The following is a 20,254-nucleotide window of genomic DNA, read 5'->3' on the forward strand; positions in this document are numbered from 1 at the left end:
ATCTATGTTAAAGAGCGGTCTTCTTGGCGTCCGGTGTTTCGTGTTCGCCTTGAAGAGGAGCGCAATTCTACGCTTTTGGGCGCCCAAGTCAACAGGCTAAATCAAAAAGTTTTAAAGAAATTTCTAGCGCTGGTAATTGGCTGATTTTTAGGCCGATTTGTGGGCACTTGGAAAGCGTCAAATTGGCCATCTGGCACGTTATACTCAGCCGCCTGGCTCATCCCTCGACGCCCCAGTGAGCCGAGGCTAAATGGCACGACTGGCCAGGCCTGCGCGCGCCGGAGACGATTGAAAGACTCAGGACTTACTGAGCCGGCGTCTCAGCGAGATGACTGGTCCAGACAGTGTATATAGCAGAAATGTCGCAAACAGAATCTGCGCAGGTGCTATGGCAATCAGAGCAAACAGGCCGACTATGATCAATACGTTCACGAACGGGACGCGACCCTTCAGATCCAGATCCTTGAAACTGTAGTACAGCACATTGCTGACCATAAGCGCACCAGCAGAGGCCACCACAATAGCGGCGATGCCTGTTAGGGTGGGCGATATCTCCGTATCGTGGAAGACCCACACCATGCCGGCCACTATGGCTGCAGCCGACGGACTGGGCAGACCGACAAAATAGCGCTTGTCTGTCGAGCCAATCTGGGTATTGAATCTCGCGAGTCGCAGTGCGGCGCCGGCAACGTAAATGAAGGCGGCTATCCAGCCCAGCTTGCCGAGATCGGAAAGCACCCAGGAGAAGGCTACCAGCGCTGGCGCGACACCGAACGCCACCATGTCCGAGAGGCTGTCGTATTCTGCACCGAAGGCACTTTGAGTATTCGTCATTCTGGCGACGCGGCCGTCAAGGCCGTCCAGAACCATGGAAATAAAGATGGCGATCGCTGCATTATCGAAATGGCCGTTCATGCCTGCAACGATGGCGTAAAAGCCTGAAAACAGAGAGGCTGTGGTTAAGAGATTTGGTAAAAGATAGACGCCACGACGACGGGATTTTATTTCGGAGACATCGTCAGGATCATTTGTATTAGTCACCGTAGAATCTATCGGCTGATCTTCTGGCGTTCCATTTACAGACATAGGCTAATTCGTCCCTATTCAAGGCTTGAACCACTGCCCACCCGCTCGTGGCGAGGGGTGGGCTACAGGACACAGCCTAGTGTTAGTTCTTGCTCTTATCAACGATCTTGTTGGACGCGATCCATGGCATCATGCCACGCAGCTTCTCGCCAACTTTCTCGATAGGATGCTCGGCGTTCAGGCGACGACGGGCAGTCATTGAAGGATAGTTTGCCGCACCTTCCTGAATGAACATCTTCGCATACTCGCCTTCCTGAATACGCTTGAGCGCATTCTTCATGGCTGCACGAGACTGGTCGTTAATGATTTCGGTGCCAGTGACGTATTCACCATACTCGGCGTTGTTGGAGATCGAATAATTCATGTTGGCGATACCGCCTTCATACATGAGATCGACGATCAGCTTGAGCTCGTGAAGACACTCGAAGTAAGCCATTTCCGGTGCATAACCAGCTTCGGTCAGTGTTTCGAAACCTGCCTTGACCAGTTCAACGGCACCACCACAGAGTACGGCCTGCTCGCCGAACAGATCAGTTTCGGTCTCATCCTTGAATGTGGTTTCGATGATGCCGGTACGGCCGCCGCCAACGCCGGAGGCGTATGACAGTGCTACATTCTTGGCATTCCCTGATGCGTCCTGGAAGATCGCAATCAGATCAGGGATACCGCCGCCCTTGACGAACTCGGAACGAACAGTGTGACCTGGCGCTTTTGGCGCGATCATTATGACGTCGAGATCCTTGCGCGGCACGACCTGGTTATAGTGGATCGCAAAGCCGTGCGCAAAGGCCAGTGTGCCGCCCTGCTTCAGGTTTGGTTCGATTTCGTCACGGTACAGCTGCGACTGGAACTCGTCGGGGGTCAGGATCATGATGATATCGGAGGAGCTGACGGCATCAGCCACTTCGCTGACGCGCAGACCGGCTTCTTCAGCCTTCTTCCAGGAAGATGAGCTCTTGCGCAGACCAACCACGACATCGACACCCGAGTCCTTGAGATTGTTTGCGTGGGCATGGCCCTGTGAGCCGTAGCCGATGATGGCGACTTTCTTGCCCTGGACGATCGAGAGATCGCAATCCTTATCGTAGTAAACCTGCATGTGTAACTCCTCTGTACTGATTATCAATAATGGTGTGATCGTTTGCCGCTAGAGCGACAGAGTTTTTTCGCCGCGTGCGACACCGGAGACGCCTGAACGAACGACTTCGATGACGGAGGCTGCGCCAATGGCCTGGATGAAGGCATCGAGCTTGTCGCTGTCGCCGACGAGCTGCACGGTGTAGACCGTGCTGGTCACGTCGACGATCTGACCGCGGAAGATGTCGGTCACGCGCTTGATTTCGGCTCTATGCGAGCCGGTGGCCTTCATCTTGATGAGCATGAGCTCACGCTCGATGTGGGCGCCTTCCGTCAGGTCGACGATCTTGACCACTTCGATCAGCTTGTTGAGCTGCTTGGTGATCTGTTCGATGACCTTGTCCGACCCTGCGGTCGTGACTGTGAGACGCGACAGGGTCGGATCTTCGGTCGCGGCTACGGTCAGGGTTTCAATGTTGTAGTTCCGCTGTGAGAACAGACCGACAACTCGCGAGAGCGCGCCTGGTTCGTTTTCGAGCAGCATTGCCAATATTCTGCGCATCCGGCTACACCCTCTCCGTCTTGCTGAGCCACATATCTTTCATTGCGCCACGTGCAATCTGCATCGGATAGACGTGCTCCTCTGGGTCGACGTAGATATCGACGAAGACGAGCTTGTCCTTCATCGCAAAAGCCTGCTCCAGGCCAGCTTCGAGTTCACTGGCCTTGCGGATGGTGATGCCCTCGTGACCATAGGCTCGTGCGAGCGCCATGAAATCCGGCAGCGACTCCATATACGAGTGCGAATGACGGGCTTCGTAGTTCATGTCCTGCCACTGCTTGACCATGCCGAGACGCTGGTTGTTGATGTTGATGATCTTGACTGGCAAATCGAACTGCTTACAGGTGGAGAGCTCCTGAATATTCATTTGGATGCTGCCCTCACCGGTCACGCAGGCGACTTCTGCCTCGGGATAGTGAAGCTTGATGCCCATCGCTGCGGGAAGACCAAAGCCCATAGTGCCGAGGCCGCCGCTGTTGATCCAGCGATTTGGTTTGTCAAAGCCATAGTACTGCGCAGCAAACATCTGGTGCTGGCCAACGTCGGACGTGATGTACGCATCACCGTTCGTGACCTTGTGCAGCATCTGTATGGCGTACTGTGGCTTGATGATCTCGCCAACCTGCTCCACAAAGCGTCCGCCATGGTGCTTGCGCCAGGTATCGATCTGCTTCCACCAGGCTGCCAGGGCATCCTTATCCTTGTGCGGACCAACTTCCTTGAGGGCTTCGAGCATGTCGGGGATAACTGACGACAGCGGCCCTACTATAGGCACATCGACTTGCACGGTTTTCGAGATCGATGCCGGATCGATATCGACATGAACGATTCGCGCACCGGGACAGAACTTTTCGGTGCCGTTGGTGACCCGGTCGTCGAAGCGGACGCCAAGCGCAAGAACGAGATCGCTGTTGTGCATGGTCATGTTGGCTTCATAGCTGCCGTGCATGCCGAGCATACCGAGGGCCTGACGATCACTGGCAGGATAGCAACCAAGCCCCATCAGGGTCTGGACGATAGGAATATTCAACTCCCTGACCAGTCGGACCAACAGTTCGCTCGACTTGCCGAGTATTACGCCGCCGCCCGCATAGACCACAGGCCGACGCGCGCTTTGCAGCATCTCCATGGCCTTGCGGATCTGTCCGGCATGGCCCTTGGTAGGTGGCGAGTAGGACCGCAGCTTGATTCGCTTGGGATATTCGTAAGCGAACTTCTCGTTGGGCGTGGTCATATCCTTTGGAATATCCACAACCACGGGACCGGGACGACCAGTCTGGGCCAGGTGGAAAGCCTTCTTCAGAACCATCGGAATTTCTTCGGGACTGCGCACGCTCAGGTTGTGCTTAACGATGGGGCGTGAAACACCCATCATGTCAGTCTCCTGAAAGGCGTCCTCACCTATCAGGTGCGATGCGACCTGGCCACAGAGCACGACCATTGGGATCGAGTCCATATAGGCGGTGGCGATACCCGTGATGGTATTCGTGGCGCCAGGGCCGGAGGTCACGAGCACGCAACCTGCTTTACCGGAGGCGCGAGCATAGCCGTCGGCCATGTGAGTGGCCGCCTGTTCGTGCCGCACCAGTATGTGCTTGACCTTGTCCTGCCTGAAAAGCGCATCGTAGATGTGCAGGGCAGCTCCACCTGGGTAGCCGTAGATATATTCGATACCTTCGTCCTGCAGAAAGCGGACGATCATATCGGCGCCAGACAACATTTCTGCCATCCTGGTTTCCTCTAATGAAAGTGTGTCTCAGTGGCCGAAGCCATTCGTTTCACTGTCAGCGGCAATTGCTGGTGGGCTTTGGGAAGCGTCAGAATTGTTACTGTCTGCCAAATCAGGCACAGGTCAGCCTAACATCGCTGCCTGAAGCACTCAGCCGACACCGTGAGTGAATCGACTGTTGCCACACGCAGGGCGGCCGACAAACCTTGAATCTGTCGAGTTCCCTACGCGACTGCCAGTTCGGCATTTTGCGGAAGACCATAAGTTCAGATAGCTTTGATCTTGAGATGTGTGGTCGGCAGTACGCGTTTTGAGGCAGATTGTGTCCGCCTGAAACCGACTACCGAGCAATCTGTAATTCTGCCAGCTGAATTTCCACAGTCAAGCCTGACGTGGTGTTAATTGGGCCACAATTCCTTAATTAAGCGTTAAATCGAACGCAAATAGCCTTCACTGCCCCGTGGCGGCAGGTCAAAGCGTGACCTATGCTGAATTGACATCGTTATTGATACCGTCGTTGTGACGGCGCAACATTTTGCAGGAGGATTCCGAAATGCGGCTATTTTCGAGCCACGCTCTCGGACAGAAGTTTCGGATCATGGCCATTGTCGTGAGTGCAGCTGCCCTTTCGAATGCCTCTCTGGCCATCGCCGGAAGTGTGTACAAATGGACGGATGAGAATGGGGTGATCCACTATTCCGACAAGGAGCCATCCAAGGGTGCTACCAAACTGAAGGTCGGCACCACGGCGAGCAAACCTGGCAACCAGAACAGTCAGGCAGGCGACGGAAATGAGGACGCTTACACGGTCAAGCCTGAGCTGCAGTCGCAGATCGACGAGCTTGAAAAGAAACAGCAAGTCGATGAGGTGCAAGCGAAGATAGATGCTGAGACTGCGGAAGAGATGAACAAGAATCAGGAGCGCTGCAAGTCCCTTCGTAGCAATATGCAGACGATTGAAGAAAACGCGCGGATTCAGGTCGAGGAAGAAGGTGAGCGGCGCTACTTGACTGCAGAAGAAATTGTTGAAAAACGCCAGAAGATCGCCACGGACATCAAGGAAAACTGCGGCGGGTAAGGAGTACGAGACCGGCGGCAGGCACCGGTCTCTCCATTTCCTACATTAAGCGGCAGTGCCAAACCTGAGCTCGCCACCCTCTCTGTTCACCGTAATCACATCACCTCTCTGGAAGCGACCTTCGAGCAGACCCTGAGCCAGGGCGTTTTCCAGCCGTTGTTGAATCGCACGCTTGAGCGGCCTTGCACCGTAGACCGGATCGAACCCGGCTTCGGCGAGAAACTCGAGCGCTTCGTCACTGACTTCAAGACGGATGTCCTGCTCGGCAAGTCGTCGATTGAGATTCTCAAGCTGTATGGCTGCAATGCCTGAAATCTGCTTCGCCGTCAGCTGATGGAAGACTACAACCTCATCGATCCTGTTGACGAATTCGGGCCTGAAGTGACGCCCGACCACCTCGAGCACCGCCTCCTTGGTGGCTGCGTAATCCTTATCTGCGTCGACGCCCGGACCGCCCATGGCCTGAATGATGTCTGAACCGAGATTCGAGGTCATCACGATGACCGTGTTGCGGAAATCGACCGTCCTGCCCTGCCCGTCAGTCAATCGGCCATCCTCCAGCACCTGCAGGAGAATGTTGAAGACATCCGGATGGGCCTTTTCGACTTCGTCCAGCAGCAGCACCGAGTAAGGACGACGGCGAACGGCTTCGGTGAGATAGCCACCCGCTTCATAGCCTACATAGCCTGGGGGGGCGCCAATCAGCCTGGCGACCGAGTGTTTCTCCATGAATTCTGACATGTCGATCCTGACCATGGCGTCGTCGCTATCGAACAGGAACTGCGCGAGCGATTTGCAGAGCTCGGTCTTGCCTACTCCAGTGGGGCCAAGGAAGAGGAAGGATCCATTGGGTCTGTTGGGGTCGCTCAGTCCGGCTCGCGAACGGCGCACGGCATTGGCTACGGCTTCCACCGCTTCATTCTGACCTATGACACGATTGTGCAAGGCTTCTTCGATGCGAAGCAACTTGTCGCGCTCGCCCTCGAGCATCTTGCTGACCGGGATGCCGGTCCATTTTGAGACGACTTCCGCCACTTCCTCTTCGGACACACGGTTTCTGAGCAGTTTCAGTTCGGTCAGGTCCGCCTCAGAGGCGGCCGACAGCTGCTTCTCAAGCTGCGGAATTCGGCCGTACTGCAGCTCTGACATCAAGGCGAGGTCGCCACTGCGACGCGCCTGATCCAGATCGACCCGCGCCTGCTCCAGCTGGCTCTTGATATGCTGGGCCCCCTGTACCGAGGCTTTTTCTGCGTTCCAGATTTCCTCGAGATCAGCGAATTCGCGCTCCATGACGTCGATCTGCTCTTCAAGCTCCCTGAGCGAACGACGTGACGACTCCTCGCTTTCTTTCTTCAAAGCTTCACGCTGCATTTTCAGCTGGATCAGCTTGCGTTCGAGCCGGTCGAGTGGCTCTGGCTTGGAGTCAATCTCCATGCGGATCTGGCTAGCGGCTTCGTCGATGAGATCGATGGCCTTGTCCGGCAACTGGCGATCAGAGATGTACCGGTGCGACAGTTTCGCAGCTGCCAGAATCGCGCTGTCGGTGATATCGACGCCGTGGTGGACCTCGTAGCGCTCCTTGAGTCCGCGGAGAATGCCGATGGTGTCTTCCACGCTCGGCTCGTTGACCAGCACTTTCTGAAAGCGTCGCTCGAGCGCTGCGTCCTTCTCGATGAATTCCCGGTACTCATTGAGTGTGGTAGCGCCTACGCAATGGAGTTCTCCACGGGCGAGCGCTGGCTTGAGCATGTTGCCCGCGTCCATGGCGCCTTCACCCTTGCCGGCGCCGACCATGGTGTGAAGCTCGTCTATGAAGAGAATGACCTGCCCCTCCAGCTTGGACAGTTCGTTCAGCACGCCTTTCAGACGCTCTTCGAATTCACCACGGAACTTTGCACCGGCAATGAGTGAGCCCATATCAAGCGACAGGACTCGCTTGTCTTTCAGGCCTTCAGGTACTTCACCATTGACAATCCGCTGAGCCAGGCCTTCCACGATGGCCGTTTTACCAACGCCAGGCTCCCCGATGAGGACGGGATTATTTTTGCGTCTCCGCTGCAGCACCTGAATGGTTCGGCGAATCTCGTCGTCTCGCCCGATGACAGGGTCGAGTTTGCCGGCTCGAGCGCTGGCAGTGAGGTCGATAGTGTATTTGTCGAGTGCCTGCCGGCTTTCTTCGGCATTGGCATCCTGCACCGACTCGCCCCCTCGAATGGTCTCTATGGCCTTTTCGAGGCCCTGCTTGGTCGCACCATTCTTCTCGAGCATGTCCTTGAGCTTGCCGCTGTTCTGCATGGCGGCGAGCAAGAGCAACTCACTTGAGATGAACTGATCGCCTTTCTGTTGCGAGAGCTTGTCGGTCTGATTCAGCAGGCGACCGAGATCGTTGGATGCATGAACATCACCATCGCTGGACTGCACCTTTGGTAGATCATCAAGCGCCTGATCGACATCGCGCTTGAGGCTGGCGACATTGACGCCTGCCTGCTGCAATATCGGCCGGGCACTGCCGCCCTGCTGGCTCAGCAGCACACTGAGCAGGTGAACGGGTTCGATGAAATTGTGGTCGCGACCGAGCGCGAGGGATTGCGCCTCCGCCAGGGCGGCCTGAAGACGACTGGTAAACTTGTCGAAACGCATGAGAGTGCCCCTTGAAACTGTTGCTTACCGAAAATTCGGTTCTGAATCAGTTATGGGGGTGAAGACTTTTTAATCAAGCCAGATAATGCTGGCCATACGACCCGTCGGCCCATTCCGGCGGTAAGAGAAGTATCGATCTGGCTGAGTGTAAGTGCAACCCTTGCCGCCGGTCACTGTTGTGACGCCATTACTCTGCAATATCTGTGAGGCAAGGAGGTAGATATTACACCAGTACTTCCGATCATCTCGCTTTGGCGCTCGTTGAAAAGCGCCTGCATGGCGCGAATCCCTGGCAATGAAAGCTGCGCGGACGTCCTCTCCTACTTCAAACGCTGTCGGCCCTATGGCTGGACCTAGATGAGCAAGTATCGACGCTGGTTTATTTGCAAAGCGCTCGACGGCGGCCTCGATCACGCCGTCAGCCAGGCCTCGCCAGCCGGCATGCGCCACTGCGATCTCGCTGCCGTCGGCTGCAGTCAGGAACACGGGCAGGCAATCTGCAGTCATGACAGCGAGCGCCCTGCCCTTGCTACGGGTGAACAAGGCGTCGGCTTCTGCGAGGTCCGGGCCAGGCTCCGCCACCCGTGTGCCGTGCACCTGGGTCAGCCATGTGACATCAATCATCGTCGGCGATTGACGTTGGATCTCCGACCAGAGCCGACGGCGATTCTCTGCAACGGCCTCTGGATCGTCGCCGACATGTGTTCCAAGGTTCAGGCTGTTGTAGGGCGGGAGGCTGACGCCGCCGGCACGCCAGGTGGTAAAGGCATGCACCCCGTGGGGTGCGCTCCAGTCAGCAGCCATCACTTCCAGTGGCTCTACCACCTATGCAACCACTGTCATTGAATCTGCGAGGCCAGTTTGGCAGCCTTATCACTGGCCTCAAGCGCTTTCTGCAAGGCGACAAGGTCGTCTGGCAGCGCTGAGGTCCAGGACATGGGCTCTTCGGTAGCAGGATGGATCAGGTTGAGCTCGGTAGCATGAAGCGCCTGTCGCGGAAAATCGTTCAGCGTCTGCTTCAGCACCGAATCCATTCCTCGAAGCCAGCTGCCGCGCATCTTCACATAGAGCGGATCTCCCACGAGGGCGAAGCCAGCATGCTGCATGTGCACCCTGATCTGGTGGGTGCGGCCGCTTTCCAGCTTGAGCATGAGTTCCGCACAGTAATGATGTCTGGTGATGACTCGATAATGCGTCACGGCCGGCTTGCCGCCACCCACTACACCCATACGCTGCCGGTGAGCCGGGTCGCGTCCGATCGGCGCGTCGACTTTCCCTGCCGAAATTGGAACGCCTTTGCAGATAGCGTAATAATGACGACCCATCGAGCGCGTTCTGAGCTGTTCTATGAGGCTACTCTGAGCCAGAAGGGTCTTGGCCACGACCATCAGGCCGCTGGTGTCCTTATCGAGCCGATGCACGATGCCCGCCCGCGGCAGTAAACGCTGCGCTTCCGAATGGTGGAGCACGGCATTGACCAGCGTGCCGTCCGGATGACCCGGCGCCGGATGCACGACCATGCCAGCTGGTTTGTCGATTACCAGCAGATGCTCGTCTTCGTAAACTATGGTCAGCGGGATATCCTGCGCTACCCAGTCACCCTCGGCCGCCAGCGTAACTTTGAGCGTGAGCTGGTCGCCTGCATAGACCTTCTGTTTCGAACGAGAGGTTTCGCCATTGAGAAGGCAGGTGCCGTCTTCGATCCATTGCTGGACCTTGGCGCGGGAGATCCCGTCATAATGCTGGCCGATCATGGCAAGGGCTACCAGATCGAATCGCTGACCACCCAGTTCGACGGTACAGGTGTCATCCAGCTCCAGCTGGGTCGGTTGAGCCGTGACGTCGTCGAGATCTAGCTCTTCCTCTGATGTCATATTTGTCATGGTGGCGGGTGGATCCCCTGGTCTCTCTGCTATGCGTGTAAGATGTGGTTATGCAATACTAATGGTATCGGGTTGCGAGCGGTAAGCATACCGCCTGGACCATTGCCTGATCCTGCTAATCCTGAAGCGGACTTTTCATGTTATCTCTTTTGTTGCAAAACCTCCGCCGCAAGCGGCAAGCCTCTTTGAACGGCTTTCGTGCGGTAAGCGTCATACTCATTTGTATCGGATTGCTCTCGGCATGCGCCACTGCGCCTGTCGAGGTGTTGAGTGAGAAGGAATATTACGAGCGGGCTAAGCGTGCCATAGACGCCGGTAATTTCATTGAGGCCTCGGCCTTTCTCGAAGATCTCGAGACCTATCATCCTTTCGGACGTTATGCAGAACAGGCGCAGCTGGATCTGATCTACGCCCGCTATAATTCGTTGCAGCCTGAACTGGCAGCAAGCGCGGCCGATCGCTTCATCCGACTGCATCCGGACAGTGATCAGGTGGACTATGCTTATTATCTGAGAGGCCTGACAAATTTCTATGCTGATGTTGGTCTTGGGCAGCGATACCTGCCAGTGGATCCGAGCTCGAGGGACCCCGGCAAGGCTCGAGAGGCGTTCCAGGACTTTTCTACCCTGGTTGAACGCTTTCCAGCCAGCGATTATGCCGCCGACGCACGTCAGCGCATGATCGCCATCAAGGAGCGCCTGGCCCAGCATGAGCTGTTTGTAGCGCGCTATTACATTCGGCGTCAGGCCTTTGTCGCTGCTGCTGCGAGGACCGCTTACGTGATTGAGAATCTGCCCCAGACCCAGGCCGTCGAAGATGCCCTGGTACTTCAGGTTGAAGTATTGAGAAAGCTGGGCCTGGATACCCAGGCAGCGGATACGCTGGCCGTTCTAGCGGCCAGCTATCCAGACAGCTCGGCATTTGACAGCAGGATGCGGTTCAAAGGTGACCAACTGGTCGAAGAAGACAGGGACATCTTTAGCGTTCTGAACCTCGACTAGATGGCTGACTTGCCCAGGTCGCTGGGCGGTTTCTATATCGGCAACGCCGGGACTGTAGACTCGGCGGCCTATAGAAAGCTCTTCAGGGTCTACAACAATTACCGTGTCGTTGTGGGCCTGATTCTCCTCACGACACTCCTTTTTCAGTTTAATACAGGCACACGCAGCTTCCTGAACCCGCTGTACTACCAGATCCTGGTAGCCAGCTATCTTGCTATCCACGTCTTCGTAGCCCTCCTTCTACTCGCAGGTCTCAGGCCTCGCATGGTACATGTGCTGGCCTCGCTGCTTCTGGAGATTGGACTGCTGGGCGGCATGCTCTTTTTCAGTTCAGGCGTAAACGGCGGCGTGGCAAGTCTGATCGTGATCAACGTTGCGGCAGGCTGCATGCTCCATCCCGGCAGGAAGGGCTTGCTGCTGGCAGCCACTGGCACGCTGGTCGTGATGGCGCAGGAAATCTATCGCTTCCTGCTATCGGAAAGTGAGCTCGATTCGGTGGTGGAGTCCGGCGTCTTTGGCATCGCCTACTTCACCGCAGCGGTCGTGATCCAGAATCTTTCTTCACGCCTCATCAGCTCTGAAACGCTGGCACAAAAGCGAGCGCACGAAATTACTGAACTGCAGACACTGAATCATTTGATCATTCAGCGCATGTTGACGGGCATCATCGTTACCAACAAGTCTCTGGAAGTAAAGTTGATGAACGAGTCGACCCGGGCCATGCTCGGCATTCAGAACCAGCGCATACCCGAACGCCTGCCTCAGGAAATTGCCGTACGTCTGATGCAATGGAAGCAGAATTCTGAAGTCAGTACGGAGCCCTTATTGCCATCTACGGCAGACAGTGGTCAGGCGCCACTGCAGCTCAGCTTTGCCTACCTTGCGAAGAATCATAATCAGGATGTACTCATCTTTATCGAGGACACCAGCAAGGTCGTCATGAAAGCGCAGCATCTCAAACTGGCTTCGCTGGGCAGATTGACGGCCAGCATCGCTCATGAAATTCGCAACCCGCTGGGAGCGGCGTCTCACGCAGCTCAGTTGCTGAGCGAATCCGAGACTTTGAGTGAACAGGACAAGAGCCTGAACGAGATCGTTCTGCGTCATGCGAGCCGCATGAACCGGGTTGTGGAAAACATTTTGCAACTCTCACGGAGTCGAAGCAGCAATATTGAAAGGATCGAGCTCAACGATTGGCTGAAGGAATTCGTCAATGAATACAGACGCTTCATGGCGCCTGATGCGGTCATCGAGTTCGAGGTGGACAGTGGCGTGGACGCAGAACATGTGATTTCAGGCCAGTTCGACTCCGGGCACCTTCATCAAATATTGTCTAACCTGATGAACAACGCAGTGAAGTTTACCAAGCTGCATTCAGGAGAGGGCTACTGCAAAGTGATTCTCAGCGAACTACAAACGAGCCGACAGGCCCGAATCTGTGTGGAAGACAAAGGCCCGGGGCTGACGCCTGCCCAGCAGCAGAACGTCTTCGAGCCATTTTTCACCACCGACAAGAATGGCACCGGGCTCGGCCTGTATCTCAGCCGCGAACTCTGCCAGGCCAATCAGGCGCAGCTCACCTTCAGCAACCTGCCGGAGGGCGGCGCACGATTCTGCCTCACCCTCTCTCACCCCAAGCGCAAGGTCAGTGCTGAATGAAGGGCCGCATTCTCGTCGTCGATGACGAGCCCGATATTCGGGCCCTGTTGGAAATCACGCTGAGCCGTATGGGTCTGGAGACTCGTGCTGCGGCGAACCTTCATGATGCGCGGCAGTTTCTGGCTGAAGAGACTTTTGACACCTGTCTGACCGATATGAACCTGCCTGACGGCAGTGGACTGGACCTGGTAGAGCATATTACTGGCAGCTATCCGAAATTGCCGGTAGCGGTGATTACGGCCTATGGCAGTGTTGACACAGCCATTCTCGCACTCAAGGCTGGCGCCTTCGACTTTGTATCGAAGCCGGTTGAACTCTCACGGTTGCGCACGCTTGTGGAACAGGCGCTGACACTGAACTCGGATCAGAAGAAAGATTCTCCCAGGGGTTCAGGGATTCTCGGCGAGTCCTCGGATATCCTGCGACTGAATGCGCAGATACAGAAACTGGCGCGAAGCCAGGCGCCTGTGTATATCAGTGGTGAAAGTGGTAGCGGAAAGGAACTGGTCGCACGCGCACTGCATAATCTCGGCCCGCGGGCCGACGGTCCTTTTGTCCCAGTGAACTGTGGCGCGATTCCGCCGGACCTCATGGAGGGTGAATTCTTTGGGCATCGCAAAGGCGCGTTCACTGGCGCGATGGATTCGAAAGAGGGTCTATTTCAGGCGGCTCATGGTGGTACGCTATTTCTTGATGAAGTGGCGGACCTACCACTCAGCATGCAGGTCAAATTACTGCGCGCCATTCAGGAGAAGGCTATCAGGAAGATCGGTGAACAGACCGAGATCCCTGTTGATATACGCATACTCAGCGCCACACATAAAGCGCTACACATTGAAGTCGAGCGGGGGCGGTTTCGCCAGGACCTCTATTATCGCATCAACGTTATCGAGCTACACGTTCCCCCCCTGCGTCAGCGTAAAAGCGATATTCCCCTACTCGCCAATGCGCTGCTGAACAAGATTTCGGCCCTGCATGGTAGCAAGGCGCCGAAAATTTCTTCAAATGCACTCGAGAAACTTTGTGCTTATTCCTATCCAGGCAATGTGAGGGAGTTGGAGAATTTATTGGAGCGGGCGGCAACGCTGTGCGAAGGCAACGTGATCAATGCCAATGACATTCATTTTAATCACGCCGTAGACGCGACCGTGGCCGAGTCGCCTCAAACGCCACGTGAGGAGGCGCTCCAAGCAGAGAAGCCTGTCGAAGTGTCAGTGTCCTCAGACAGTATTGGCAGGGCCGCTGCCGGCAGGCCTGTTCCGGACATCGATGCTACCGACAATCTGGAGGCCTACCTTGAGCAACTGGAGCGTCGGGAAATCGAGAAAGCATTGGAGGCTAACCGATGGAACAAGACGGCGGCAGCGAAACAGCTTGGCATCAGCTTTCGTGCACTCCGATATCGGCTCAAGAAGCTGAATCTGGAATAAGGGTGGGGTCGCCTCAGCCTCAGTCTTCGACCTCAGTGAGACGAAGCTCTTTCGGCATTGAAAATACAATGTTTTCAGGCTTGCCCTGCAATTCCACTGGTGCACTGCCACCCAACTCGATCAGACGCTTGATAACGGCCTGAACGAGAATTTCCGGAGCAGACGCGCCGGCAGTAACACCTATCGCCTCCTTGCCATTCACCCATGCCGCCTGAATTTCGTCGGGGCCATCGATAAGATAGGCTTGGGTGCCGCTACGTTCGGCCAGCTCTCGCAGACGATTGCTGTTGGAGCTGTTGACCGAGCCTACCACGAGCACGAGATCGCAACGTTCTGCCAACGATCGCACGGCGTCCTGTCGATTCTGCGTGGCATAACAGATGTCATCCTTGCGAGGGCCGTGTATGAGGGGGAAGCGCACTCGCAGTGCATCGATGATCCGAGCGGTATCGTCCATGGAGAGCGTAGTCTGGGTAACATAGGCGAGCTTGTCCGGCTGGGACACCTGAAGCTTCGCAACATCAGCTTCGCTCTCCACGAGATGGATGGCGCCTCCCTGAGATGTGTCGTACTGCCCCATGGTGCCTTCGACTTCAGGATGCCCTTCGTGTCCAATCAGGATGCATTCGAAACCATCGCGAGCGTACTTGGTGACCTCGATATGAACTTTGGTGACGAGGGGACAGGTAGCATCAAAAATTTTCAGCTGCCGTTTGTCGGCTTCCTGCCTGACGGCCTGCGAAACACCATGGGCGCTGAAGATCACCAGCGCATCGTCTGGAACTTCTTCGAGTTCGTCGACGAATATGGCGCCTCGCTTCTTGAGATCATCAACCACGAAACGATTATGCACCACTTCATGACGCACATAGATGGGGGCGCCAAACACCTCGAGTGCCCGGTTGACGATTTCAATCGCCCGATCAACCCCGGCACAGAACCCCCTGGGGTTCGCTAACTTGATATCCATGATGACCTCGTTGATGCCGTATAACCGTGGTTTAGTTGAGCGTCTGTCCGCTCGATCCCTCGGCTTCGATATGCAGAATATCGACGCGAAACTGTAATGTCTGTCCAGCCAGCGGGTGATTGAAATCGATCACCACTTCCTCGTCGCGAACTTCACTCACCACGCCTGGCACTTCGGCTTTCGCGGCGTCTGCGAATGACAGCACCATGCCTGGCCGGAGTACGGCGTCTTCGCCATCCTGCGCAGGCTCTGAGTCATCTGGCAGGACGGTGGCGCCCAGCTGATCGAAGTGGGAGCGGCTGAAGGTTTGGAGGTTATTGGGGTTCCGCATGCCAAAGGCTTTCTCCGGCGGAACCCGGAAAGATTTCTGTTCGCCTGCCTGCATACCCCTGATAAGACTTTCGAAACCCTCTGGCAGGGTGCCATCGCCAAATACAAATACCCCAGGGCGCGAATCGAAGGTCGAGTCAATCAGCTGACCATCTTCAAGCGCCAGCTCGAAATGCATCGTGATTCGCCTACCTTCGCTTACATATTGCTCATTCATACGTCCACCATTTTCAAACTTTTGGCGCAAACCCTGTCGAGGCGCAGCATACGGGCTCAGGTTCGCGGTTCGTCGGCCTGCTCAGGCTCGCCTGCACCTGACCCACCTCTGAAGACGTCTATCACCATCATGACTGCGCCGATGGAGATCGCCGAATCGGCAATATTGAAGGCTGGCCAGCTATAGGACCCATAATAGAGATGAATGAAGTCCACCACATAACCATGCACAATGCGATCGTAAACGTTACCGATTGCGCCACCCAGCACCAGGGCCAGCGCGATGGCCAGCCAGGTCTCGTGACGCTTCAGACGACCGAGCCAGGTGAGCAGTACCGCACTGATGACGATGGCCAGCACAATAAAGAACCAGCGCTGCCAGCCGCCTGCGCTTGCCAGAAAGCTGAAGGCAGCACCTGTGTTATGCAACAGGGTCAGGTTGAAGTAGGGTATGACAGGCACCGGAATGGCATAGTCGAGCCACGCCGTTGCCATGGCTTTGGTCGCCAGATCAAGGATGATAACGACGAGCGTAAGCCAGAGCCAGCGACGCTGACTCATTTGTCGTTCGGCTTCCGGATGTTGGGCTTGTGCCTCAGGCATAATGACGGTGCTCTCCTGACCCATCGCCAGCATCGGCTTTGACGTTCTCAATACATCTGTTGCACAGATCACTGGCGTCCTCTATTCCAGGCACCTCACTCCGACCCTTACTGCCGACTTCCGGACGATGGTGCCAGCATCTCGCGCACTTTTCATATTCGCTCGGGCGAATGGCTACGCGCAGGCCAGCATAATCTGTAGCCATGGTCTGAGCTTCGAGCTCGCTGGATGACAACGATTCTATAGTATGCAGTCGCACCTCAGAGGTCAGCAGCACGAAGCGCAGTTCCGAAAGGATAGGCTCCAACAGAGCGAATTCACTGGATGCACAATAGAGATCGATCTCGGTCGTGAGTGAGCCTTTGATGAGCCCCTGTTTTCGGCTGTCTTCAAGCGCTTTGTTTACTGCTGACTTGATCTGAAGAACCCGTTGCCAGAAGTCCGCACTGGCAGCTTCAGAAGACTCTCCGGTAGCGTCCTCAAGCGAAGACAGCCCAGTGTAATAATCAGTAAGGAACACGCTGGCAACGCTCGAATCTTCAGCTGTCTTCGGTAAGAAGGCCCAGAGCTCATCAGCCGTAAACGAAAGAATCGGGGCCATCCATCGCACCAGGGCTTGGGCCAGGTGATACAGCGCCGTCTGAGCCGAACGACGAGCCTGACTGTTACTGGCCGTTGTGTACTGGCGATCCTTGACCACGTCGAGGTAGAAGCTGCCTAACTCGATCGCACAGAAGTTGTGCATCTTCTGATACACCTGCACAAAATTGTATTGAGCGTAGGACTCAAGTATCTCGGTTTGAACACGATGTGCTTCACCCACGATCCAGCGATCGAGCGCTACCAATTCATCAAGGGGCAGCAAGTGCTGTTCGGGCTCGAAGCCATTGAGATTGGCCAGAAGAAAACGGGCAGTGTTGCGAATGCGCCGGTAGGCGTCCGTAGTTCTATTGAGAATATTTTTCGAAACAGCCATTTCGGCACTGTAGTCAGTAGCCGCTACCCAGAGCCTGAGAATATCGGCGCCTAGCGTGCCGTACACTTCCTGGGGCTCTATGCCGTTGCCGAGCGACTTGGACATCTTCCGGCCCTGCTCGTCGACGGTGAAGCCGTGAGTGAGTACCTGCTTGTACGGTGCACTACCGCGCATGGCGACGCTTGTCTTCAACGAAGACTGAAACCAGCCTCGATGCTGGTCAGAGCCTTCCAGGTACATGTCGACCGGAAGTCCACCGAGTTCCTTTCTGGCCTCGATGACGGCGGTGTGCGTCACTCCGGAATCAAACCAGACATCAAGCGTATCAGTCACTTTTTCATAGTCGCCTGCATCGTCGCCAAGCAGGGTCGCGGGATCGAGCTTCCACCAGATATCGATTCCGCCCTCCTCTACAAGCTTTGCGACAGCCTCTGTGAGTGCTTCGGTGTCCGGGTGCAGCTCTTGCGTTTCCTTGTGCACGAAGAAAGTGATCGGCGTGCCCCAGGTGCGCTGACGGGAAATACACCAGTCAGGGCTCTGCTCGAACATGCCTTCAATGCGGTTGCGCCCCCAGCCCGGCACCCATTTGACGTGCTTGATTTCTTCAAGCGCGGCGGCTCGCAGACCGGCCTTGTCCATGCTGATGAACCATTGCGGTGTCGCCCGGTAGATCAGCGGCGTCTTGGTGCGCCAGCAGTGCGCGTAGCTGTGCGTGACCTTGCCATTGTGAAGAAGATTGCCTTCCTCGCGGAGTGCACCGATGACAGCGTCATCAACCTTGTAGACGTGCATCCCCGCGAAACGCTCAACCGAATCACGGTAATAGCCTTTATCATCGATCGGATTGATTGTCTCGATGCCATAGGCTCGGCAGACGTTGAAGTCGTCAACGCCGTGATCAGGCGCCGTATGAACGATACCGGTACCGGCTTCGAGCGTGACGTGGTCGCCCAGCAGTACCGGAATGTCCCGATCATAAAGCGGGTGACTGAAGATCAGGCCAGCCAGATCGGCACCGAGACAGCGACCTTTCAGCGTCATACTGACGAATCCGCAGCGCGCGTTGACTGCGGCTTCCAGTCCAGTGGCGAAAATGAGGTAGCGGGACTTGTCGGCATCCTTCTCGAGCACCTCATACAAGCCATATTCGATGTCGGCATGAATTGAAACAGCCAGCGAGGCCGGGATGGTCCATGGCGTCGTTGTCCAGATCACGACGGCCGGCGTCTTTTCCGCATCGATATTTTCGGGCCCGAGCCTATCAGGCTCAGCGAGGCTGGACTTTGCGAAAGCTTCGAACACGCTTGAAGAGACGCGCGCGGGATACGCGACATCGATGGTGTTGGAAGTCTTGTCCTGATATTCGACTTCGGCTTCGGCAAGCGCTGAACCACCGACGACTGACCAGTATACCGGCTTGAAACCTTTCTGCAGGTGTCCACTGACGGCGATGCGACCGAGCGCGCGAATGATGTTGGCCTCAGTACCGAAATCCATGGTGAGATAGGGATTATCCCATTCACCAAAAATACCGAGCCTGATGAAATCCTTCTTCTGTCCCTCGATCTGCTTGCTTGCGTACTCCCGGCAGTGCTGGCGGAAACTGGCGTGGTCTACCTTGTCGCCAGCCTTGCCGATCATGGTCTCGACCTTGTGCTCAATGGGCAGGCCATGACAGTCCCAACCAGGGATATAGGGACTTTCGAAGCCGGCAAAGCCTTTGCTTTTTACGATGATGTCCTTGAGGATCTTGTTGACGGCATGACCCAGGTGGATGCTCCCGTTGGCATACGGCGGGCCGTCGTGCAGCAGAAAACGTGGGCGCCCCTGCCCGCGATCTCTCATGGCCTGGTAAAGTCCAATACGCGCCCATTCCGCAAGCCGCTCGGGCTCACGCTGCGGCAGGTTTCCGCGCATGGGGAACTCCGTGTCAGGGAGGTTCAGCGTGTGTTTGTAATCACTCATAACAATTGGCCGCCTGCTTCCAGTATGCTTTCGCGCTGGCTATATCCAGCGCGATCTGCTGTTTCAGTTGTTCGATGCTGTCGAAGGCTGCTTCACTTCGCAGTTTTTTACAGAACTCCACCTCGATCATCTTGCCGTAGAGATCACCGGTCCAGTCCAGCAGGTGAACTTCCAGATAGTAGTGCTGGGCGCCGTCTGCCCGCGCCTTGTCCACAGTTGGACGGCTACCGATATTCGCCACGGCCGCGTGCCATGTTGCCGAATCAGGTAGCCTGACTCTGGTACAGAATACCCCGGTGAGCGCAGGGCGCTTCTGCAGGACGATATTCGCAGTCGGTGCACCGATCGTTCGTCCCAGCTGGCGACCAAAACTCACACGCCCCAGCTTGCGATAAGACCGTCCCAATAGTGCGGCTGCGGCATCCAGCTGACCATTGGCAAATAACGACCTGATCCGAGTGCTGGACACCCGCTGCCCCGCATGAGTGATTGTCTCACTGGCCTCGACACCAAATCCGCTGCCATCGGGATACAAGGCCTTTTGCCCATAGGACGCCAGGTGCGAGAAACTGCCGGCTCGATCGCTGCCGTATCTGAAGTCGTCGCCAATGACCAGGTACTTCAAGCCCAGCCCTTTGACCAGGACATCGCTCACGAAGTCATTCGCAGAACGTTGCTGCAGCGAGCGGTTGAACGGCAGACAATAGAGGCAATCAAGGTCGAAGCCCTGCATGGCCTGGAATTTCTCCCGCAGATCCATGATTCGACCGGGCGCCCGAGGCCCCTCGAAAAACTCCTTCGGCTGCGGCTCGAATACGATGGCGATACGCGCGGCGCCAGCAAAAGCTTCAGCACGATCAATAACGCGCTTCAGCAACGCCTGATGACCGAGATGAACTCCGTCAAAATTGCCTATCGTAGCGACGCTTCCATGGGCCGTCAGTCGGCGCGCCAGATCACTGGTAGTATCTCGAATCAGGATCATTCAGAGCTCTTCGGGATAGCGTAACGAATAAATTGCGGGCAAGCGAATCCGGCAAAACGCCAGA

Annotated in this window: 16 protein-coding genes; 4 read left to right on the plus strand and 12 right to left on the minus strand. The window is 56.0% G+C overall.

Annotated features, from left to right (window positions below; all coding sequences use genetic code 11):
- Window positions 1–297: 297 nt before the first annotated feature.
- The 4 genes from pssA to ABD735_RS15095 all read right to left on the minus strand — a co-directional run bounded on the left by pssA (window position 298) and on the right by ABD735_RS15095 (window position 4,445).
- Window positions 298–1,041, minus strand: a complete 744-nt coding sequence (gene pssA / locus ABD735_RS15080; protein ID WP_344807904.1) for a CDP-diacylglycerol--serine O-phosphatidyltransferase — start codon at window positions 1,039–1,041, stop codon at window positions 298–300.
- Window positions 1,042–1,168: 127 nt separating this feature from the next.
- Complete coding sequence (gene ilvC, locus ABD735_RS15085; RefSeq protein WP_344807906.1) at window positions 1,169–2,185, minus strand: ketol-acid reductoisomerase; 1,017 nt, start codon at window positions 2,183–2,185, stop codon at window positions 1,169–1,171.
- A gap of 48 nt (window positions 2,186–2,233) precedes the next feature.
- Window positions 2,234–2,725, minus strand: coding sequence for an acetolactate synthase small subunit (ilvN, locus tag ABD735_RS15090; RefSeq protein ID WP_344807908.1), 492 nt, complete (start codon window positions 2,723–2,725; stop codon window positions 2,234–2,236).
- A 4-nt stretch (window positions 2,726–2,729) separates the two neighbouring features.
- Entirely contained in the window at window positions 2,730–4,445 is a 1,716-nt protein-coding gene (locus ABD735_RS15095; protein ID WP_344808282.1) for an acetolactate synthase 3 large subunit, read from the minus strand.
- Window positions 4,446–5,007: 562 nt separating this feature from the next.
- Between ABD735_RS15095 and ABD735_RS15100 the strand changes: the two genes are divergently transcribed.
- On the plus strand, window positions 5,008–5,532 hold the full coding sequence (locus tag ABD735_RS15100; protein ID WP_344807910.1) for a DUF4124 domain-containing protein: 525 nt from the start codon (window positions 5,008–5,010) through the stop codon (window positions 5,530–5,532).
- A 45-nt stretch (window positions 5,533–5,577) separates the two neighbouring features.
- Here the strand turns inward: ABD735_RS15100 and clpB are convergent, their stop codons facing one another.
- From clpB to ABD735_RS15115, 3 genes are all read right to left on the minus strand, one after another.
- Window positions 5,578–8,172 carry an ATP-dependent chaperone ClpB gene (clpB, locus tag ABD735_RS15105; RefSeq protein WP_344807913.1) on the minus strand — a complete coding sequence of 865 codons (2,595 nt, stop codon included), beginning with the start codon at window positions 8,170–8,172 and terminating at the stop codon, window positions 5,578–5,580.
- Between the two features lie 69 nt (window positions 8,173–8,241).
- The gene (gene pgeF / locus ABD735_RS15110; RefSeq protein ID WP_344807915.1) at window positions 8,242–8,997 is read right to left on the minus strand and encodes a peptidoglycan editing factor PgeF; all 756 of its coding nucleotides are present in this window, start codon (window positions 8,995–8,997) and stop codon (window positions 8,242–8,244) included.
- A gap of 14 nt (window positions 8,998–9,011) precedes the next feature.
- A complete protein-coding gene (locus tag ABD735_RS15115; protein WP_344807917.1) occupies window positions 9,012–10,055 on the minus strand; it encodes an RluA family pseudouridine synthase in 1,044 nt (347 codons plus the stop codon).
- A 137-nt stretch (window positions 10,056–10,192) separates the two neighbouring features.
- Here ABD735_RS15115 and ABD735_RS15120 point away from each other — a divergent pair, with 137 nt between their 5' ends.
- From ABD735_RS15120 to ABD735_RS15130, 3 genes are read left to right on the plus strand one after another with little or no spacing between them, the layout of a single operon-like run.
- A complete protein-coding gene (locus ABD735_RS15120) occupies window positions 10,193–11,056 on the plus strand; it encodes an outer membrane protein assembly factor BamD (RefSeq protein WP_344807920.1) in 864 nt (287 codons plus the stop codon).
- Window positions 11,057–12,715: a sensor histidine kinase gene (locus ABD735_RS15125; RefSeq protein ID WP_344807922.1), complete on the plus strand. Its 1,659-nt coding sequence runs from the start codon at window positions 11,057–11,059 to the stop codon at window positions 12,713–12,715.
- Window positions 12,712–14,145 (plus strand): sigma-54-dependent transcriptional regulator, encoded by a 1,434-nt coding sequence (locus ABD735_RS15130; protein WP_344807924.1) that lies wholly within the window; start codon window positions 12,712–12,714, stop codon window positions 14,143–14,145. Before ABD735_RS15125 ends, ABD735_RS15130 begins: the two co-directional genes overlap by 4 nt.
- 19 nt (window positions 14,146–14,164) lie before the next feature.
- Here ABD735_RS15130 and ispH read toward each other — a convergent pair whose 3' ends face one another.
- From ispH to ribF, 5 genes are read right to left on the minus strand one after another with little or no spacing between them, the layout of a single operon-like run.
- The gene (gene ispH, locus ABD735_RS15135; RefSeq protein WP_344807926.1) at window positions 14,165–15,115 is read right to left on the minus strand and encodes a 4-hydroxy-3-methylbut-2-enyl diphosphate reductase; all 951 of its coding nucleotides are present in this window, start codon (window positions 15,113–15,115) and stop codon (window positions 14,165–14,167) included.
- Between the two features lie 31 nt (window positions 15,116–15,146).
- Window positions 15,147–15,662 (minus strand): FKBP-type peptidyl-prolyl cis-trans isomerase, encoded by a 516-nt coding sequence (locus ABD735_RS15140; protein WP_344807928.1) that lies wholly within the window; start codon window positions 15,660–15,662, stop codon window positions 15,147–15,149.
- 56 nt (window positions 15,663–15,718) lie between these two features.
- On the minus strand, window positions 15,719–16,264 hold the full coding sequence (lspA, locus tag ABD735_RS15145; RefSeq protein ID WP_344807930.1) for a signal peptidase II: 546 nt from the start codon (window positions 16,262–16,264) through the stop codon (window positions 15,719–15,721).
- Window positions 16,257–19,205 carry an isoleucine--tRNA ligase gene (gene ileS, locus ABD735_RS15150; protein ID WP_344807932.1) on the minus strand — a complete coding sequence of 983 codons (2,949 nt, stop codon included), beginning with the start codon at window positions 19,203–19,205 and terminating at the stop codon, window positions 16,257–16,259. Before ileS ends, lspA begins: the two co-directional genes overlap by 8 nt.
- Window positions 19,198–20,190, minus strand: a complete 993-nt coding sequence (gene ribF / locus ABD735_RS15155; RefSeq protein ID WP_344807934.1) for a bifunctional riboflavin kinase/FAD synthetase — start codon at window positions 20,188–20,190, stop codon at window positions 19,198–19,200. Before ribF ends, ileS begins: the two co-directional genes overlap by 8 nt.
- Window positions 20,191–20,254: the final 64 nt, after the last annotated feature.

The organism is Allohahella marinimesophila, assembly GCF_039538005.1.
Lineage (GTDB): Bacteria > Pseudomonadota > Gammaproteobacteria > Pseudomonadales > Oleiphilaceae > Allohahella > Allohahella marinimesophila.